Source organism: Streptomyces phaeochromogenes, assembly GCF_001418655.1.
Taxonomy (GTDB): domain Bacteria; phylum Actinomycetota; class Actinomycetes; order Streptomycetales; family Streptomycetaceae; genus Streptomyces; species Streptomyces phaeochromogenes.
This window is the reverse complement of record NZ_LIQZ01000435.1, coordinates 1-4445: the sequence shown is the minus strand read 5'-3', so window position 1 is coordinate 4445 and position 4445 is coordinate 1. Positions and strand designations below refer to the sequence as shown.

Annotated in this window: 3 protein-coding genes; all 3 read right to left on the bottom strand. The window is 69.5% G+C overall.

Annotated elements, in window-relative coordinates:
• Positions 1–240: 240 nt before the first annotated feature.
• Positions 241–2376 (bottom strand): putative bifunctional diguanylate cyclase/phosphodiesterase, encoded by a 2136-nt coding sequence (locus tag AOK17_RS42020; protein WP_055617919.1) that lies wholly within the window; start codon positions 2374–2376, stop codon positions 241–243.
• Complete coding sequence (locus AOK17_RS42015; protein WP_055617918.1) at positions 2373–3185, bottom strand: SAM-dependent methyltransferase; 813 nt, start codon at positions 3183–3185, stop codon at positions 2373–2375. Before AOK17_RS42015 ends, AOK17_RS42020 begins: the two co-directional genes overlap by 4 nt.
• Before the next feature lie 380 nt (positions 3186–3565).
• On the bottom strand, positions 3566–4445 hold an 880-nt coding region (locus AOK17_RS42010; protein ID WP_055617917.1), incomplete at its 5' end, for an SCO0930 family lipoprotein.

Here is a 4445-nt window from a genome sequence, read left to right as displayed (position 1 = left end):
CCCCGCGCCCCTTGGGTGGGTCGGGGTTGGCGTCGTGTATTGGGTGCGGGTTCGTTTGGGCTGAGCGCGCAGTTCCCCGCGCCCTAGAAGATGAAAAGCCAGGGGCGCAGCCCCGCTTTTCAGGGGCGCGGGGAACTGCGCGGCCAGCCGCAGCGCGCCCGCACCGTACCCGCACCCGCACCCGCACCCGCACCCCAAAACGCCGCTCCCCGGCCCGGCACTCCCGCGGAGCGGCCACGCTCACCCAGTCGCGTCCACCAACGCCAGTTCGTGCAGGCGGTCCGGAGGACCCGGGCGGGCGTAGTACCAACCCTGGGCCGTGTCGCAGCCGAGTATGCGGAGTTGTTCGGCCTGGGCCGCTGTTTCGACGCCCTCGACCGTGACGCCCAGGTCCAGGCTGTGGGCCAGGGAGACGATCCCTTCGACGATCTTGAGGTCGACGGGGTCGGCGGGGAACTGCTGCATGCCCTGGGTGAAGGAACGGTCCAGCTTGAGGATGCTCACCGGGAGGCGACGCAGGTTGGCGAGGTTCGAATAGCCCGTGCCGAAGTCGTCGAGGGCGATGTCGACGCCCATCTCGGCGAGCCGGCGCAGCGGCTTGAGGAGGTCGTCGTCGGCGCCGATCAGGGCGGACTCGGTGACCTCCAGGCAGAGCGAGGACGGGTCGAGCCCGATGCGCTCCAGGATGTCGACCGTGTCGGCGACCAGGCCGGGATGGGTCAGCTGGCACGGCGAGAGGTTCACGTTGATGCGCAGCGGACCCGCGTCGGCGTGACGTTCCTGCCACTCGCGAGCCTGGCGGACCGACTGCTCAAGTACCCAGCGGCCGAGCGGCACGATCAGGCCGGTGTGCTCGGCGAGCGGGATGAACCGGTCGGGCCCGAGCACGCCGTGCTGCGGATGCAGCCAGCGCACGAGCGCCTCGGCACCACGCACGCTGCCGTCGCCGAGGTGGACGAGCGGCTGGTACTCGATGAAGAACTCGTTGCGGTCCAGGGCCGCGGGCAGCGCCGTGGTGAGCCCGTGCCGGGTGATGGCACGGGCGTCGGCCTCGGGGTCGGCGAGCTCGTAACGGTTGCCGCCCGCCGACTTGGCGCGGTACATCGTGATGTCGGCGCTGCGCAGCACCTCGGCCGGGCCGCGCTCGCCCGCCGGGCCCTCGACTATGCCGATGCTGCCGCGGACGGTCAGTTCGCGGCCGTCGATCCGCACCGGTGTGATCAGGGCGTTCATGATGCGATCGGCGAGCGCGTCGACCTCGCTCTCGGTGTCGGGCCCGGTCGTCAGGGCGACGAACTCGTCACCGCCGAGCCGGGCGACCATCTCGCCGGGCGCGGTCGCGCAGGACTGCAGCCGGTCGGCGACCTCGACGAGCAGCCGGTCGCCGGCCGCGTGCCCGAGGCTGTCGTTGATGGTCTTGAAGCCGTCGAGGTCGAGGTAGCAGAGACCGAAGCGCATGCCGTCGCCCGCCGCGAGCGCCTTGTCGAGCCGCTCGAAGAACAGCGTCCGGTTGGGCAGTCCGGTGAGCGCGTCGTGCGTGGCCTCGTACCGCAGCCGCAGGTTGAGCAGCCGCCGCTCGGTGGTGTCCTCCATGAGGGCGAGCTGGAACTGGGGCCGGCCGTCCGCGTCACGCAGCAGGGAGACGGTGAGGTTGGTCCACAGAACCGTTCCGTCGGGGCGGTAGAAGGCCTTCTCCACGTGGTAGTGCTCGCGGTCGCCGCGCACCAACTCCTCGTAGAGCCGCCACACCTGGGGGGCGTCCTCGGGGTGGGTCCACTCGGTGACGTTACGGCCGCGCATCAGCTGCTCGGTGCCGCCGAACATGCGCAGCAGGGCGTTGTTCACCTGCAGGATGTTGCCGTCGAGGTCGGCGACGCCGATGCCTATGGCGGCGCCCTCGAAGACCGCGCGGAAGCGTGCCTCGGTGGCGTGCAGCGCGTCGGCCACGACACCCTGGGCCTGGAGGGCGGCGCGTGCGATGGATTCCTGCTCGGCCAGGGTCCGTTCGCGCAGCGCGTGCGCGAACCCGGCGGCCATGGCGTGCTGCAGGCGCGCCGAGCGGGTGCGCAGGGCCTCCTGGGACCCGTCGCCGCCGCAGTAGAGCACCAGGTAGGCGTCGACGCAGTCGAGTGTGCGGCTGAGCGCCTCGGGTTCGGTGCAGTGCGCGTCGATGAGCGCGGCACCGACGGCCTGGCCCTCGGCCGCCTCGAACGTCCTGGCCCGCAGCGCCTCGCTGAGCCGCCGGGCGAGCGGCACCAGGCGCTGCTCGAACTCCGGCCGGGTCAGCGATGTCGCGGTCGCCGGGAAAACGGCCCGGCTCCAGATCGTCGCGAACCTGCGCAGTCTGTCCTCCGGCCCGTCCGGCTCGGCGGTCACGCCTTGCGCCCCACGCCCGCGAAACCCGAGTAGGAGTAAGGATCCTCGTCCTCGGACGCCGAGTCGGGCCGCCATTTCGCCATCGGCACCAGTCCGGGTTCCACCATGTCGTACCCCTCGAAGAACCGCGCGACGTCCTCGCGCGAGCGCATGATCAGCGGGTTGCGGATGTCCTTGTAGACGTCGACGGCGCCCTCGGCCCGCTCCTGGGGGAGCGGGAGTCCCTCGTACGAGGCGTGCGAGACGACGAACAGGCTGCCGGGCGCTAGCGCGTCCCTCAGCTCTGCCACCGCCCCGTACGGGTCGTCCGTGTCCTCCACGAAGTGAAGTATGGCAACGAGAAGGAGTGCGACTGGCTGATTCAGGTCTATCAGGCGCTGAACCTGAGGACTCGCCAGGATCTCCTGGGGCTTGCGGAGGTCGGCGGTGACCACGTCCGCGTCCTCGTTTCCGGCCAGGACCGCCGTGCTGTGCGCGACGGCGACCGGGTCGTGGTCGACGTACATGACGCGTGCGCCGGGGCGGGCACTCTGAGCCACCTCGTGGACGTTGCCGAAGGTGGGGATGCCCGAACCGATGTCGAGGAACTGGGCGATGCCCTCGTCGGCCGCGAAGCGCACGGCGCGGCGCAGGAACGCGCGGTTCGCCTGCATGATCTTGGGAAGTCCCGGCATGAACTCCATGGCCCGGCGCGCGGCTTCCCGGTCGACCTCGAAATTGTGCGATCCGCCCAGGTAGTAGTCGTAGACGCGGCTCACGCTGGGCACCGAGATGTCGATGCCACGTGGGGCCCAGGCGGGACGCTCCATCTATCTCTCCAAGGCGTAGACGATCCGGTGTTCGAGCTGAGGCTACTGATCGCCCGCCAAAGGAGCGAGTGGAAACGGAAATTGACCGTCCGTTCCAGGTCACTGCCTCCGGCACGTGCCGAATTGACTGCCTTACGAAAACGCACCGAAGCATTCCAAAGAGTTCCGGAGAAACTGCGCAGCGTTACGAAGAAGCGTGTGGAAAACCGTTCACGCGACCGGGTCCGGCCGGATGTGAAAAAGCCGCTTCGCCCCCTCCGGCGGTGCGGAGGGGGCGAACCGGTGGTTGTACACACGTTTTCCGAACTTTCGGCACTCGCCTTCTCTGTGCGTTCACGTTCTCCGTGCGTTCACAACTCTGCTTGGCTGCTTCGGCCGGGCTACTTCGGCTTGCCGAGCGGCTTGCCCTCCGGGGAGATGGCGTACCACGTGCCGCCGACGCCCTGGCCGTTGGTGTCACCGGGCTTCTTGTCGCCCGCGAAGGTGTAGAGCGGCCAGCAGTCGATGCTCTGCTGCTTCAGGCCGTCCGGACGGTTGTTGACGACGTAGCCGCGACGGCCGTCGTTCTTGTTGTCGATGCCCTTGGTGTCGGCGGCGTCGACCGGCGCGACGACCGGCCACTTCTCCAGGCACTCGCCGACACAGTTCGACTTCATCGGCCAGGGGACGTCCTTCTCGAACCGGTAGACCGTCATGCCGTTCTTGTCGACGACGACCTCACCGAGCTCGGGGTCGTTACGGGTCGACAGACCCGGCAGGTCCGCGGCTTCCGCGCTGCCGCCGGCCGCGGCCTCTCCGCCACCGGAGGCCTTCTTGCCGTCGGGGGCCGTCGCGTACCAAGTACCGCCCACACCCTGGCCCTTGGTGTCACCGGCCTTGGTGTCCTTCGCGAACCGGTACAGCGGCCAGCCCTCGTAGGTCAGCTGCTTGGAACCGTCGGTACGGGTGACCTCGCCGAGCAGGGTCTTGTCAACGCCGATCGGCGCGGTGGCGCCCGAAGCCGGAACCGGCGGCCAGGCAGTCGCGCAGTCGCCGTCACAGTTCGACTTCGGCGGCTCGGCGGTGTCCTTGTCGAAGCGGTAGAGCGTCATGCCCGCGCTGTCCGTCACAACCTCACCGAGCTTGTCGGTGTCCGCCACGGCAAGCTGTCCGGCGCTCTGCGTCTGGGCACCCGCACCGGTATTGGCGCCGGTGCTCGGGCTGGCCGCGGCTCCGGCCGAACCGTAACCGTTGGCCGCGGGAGCCGCGCCCACGTTCTGG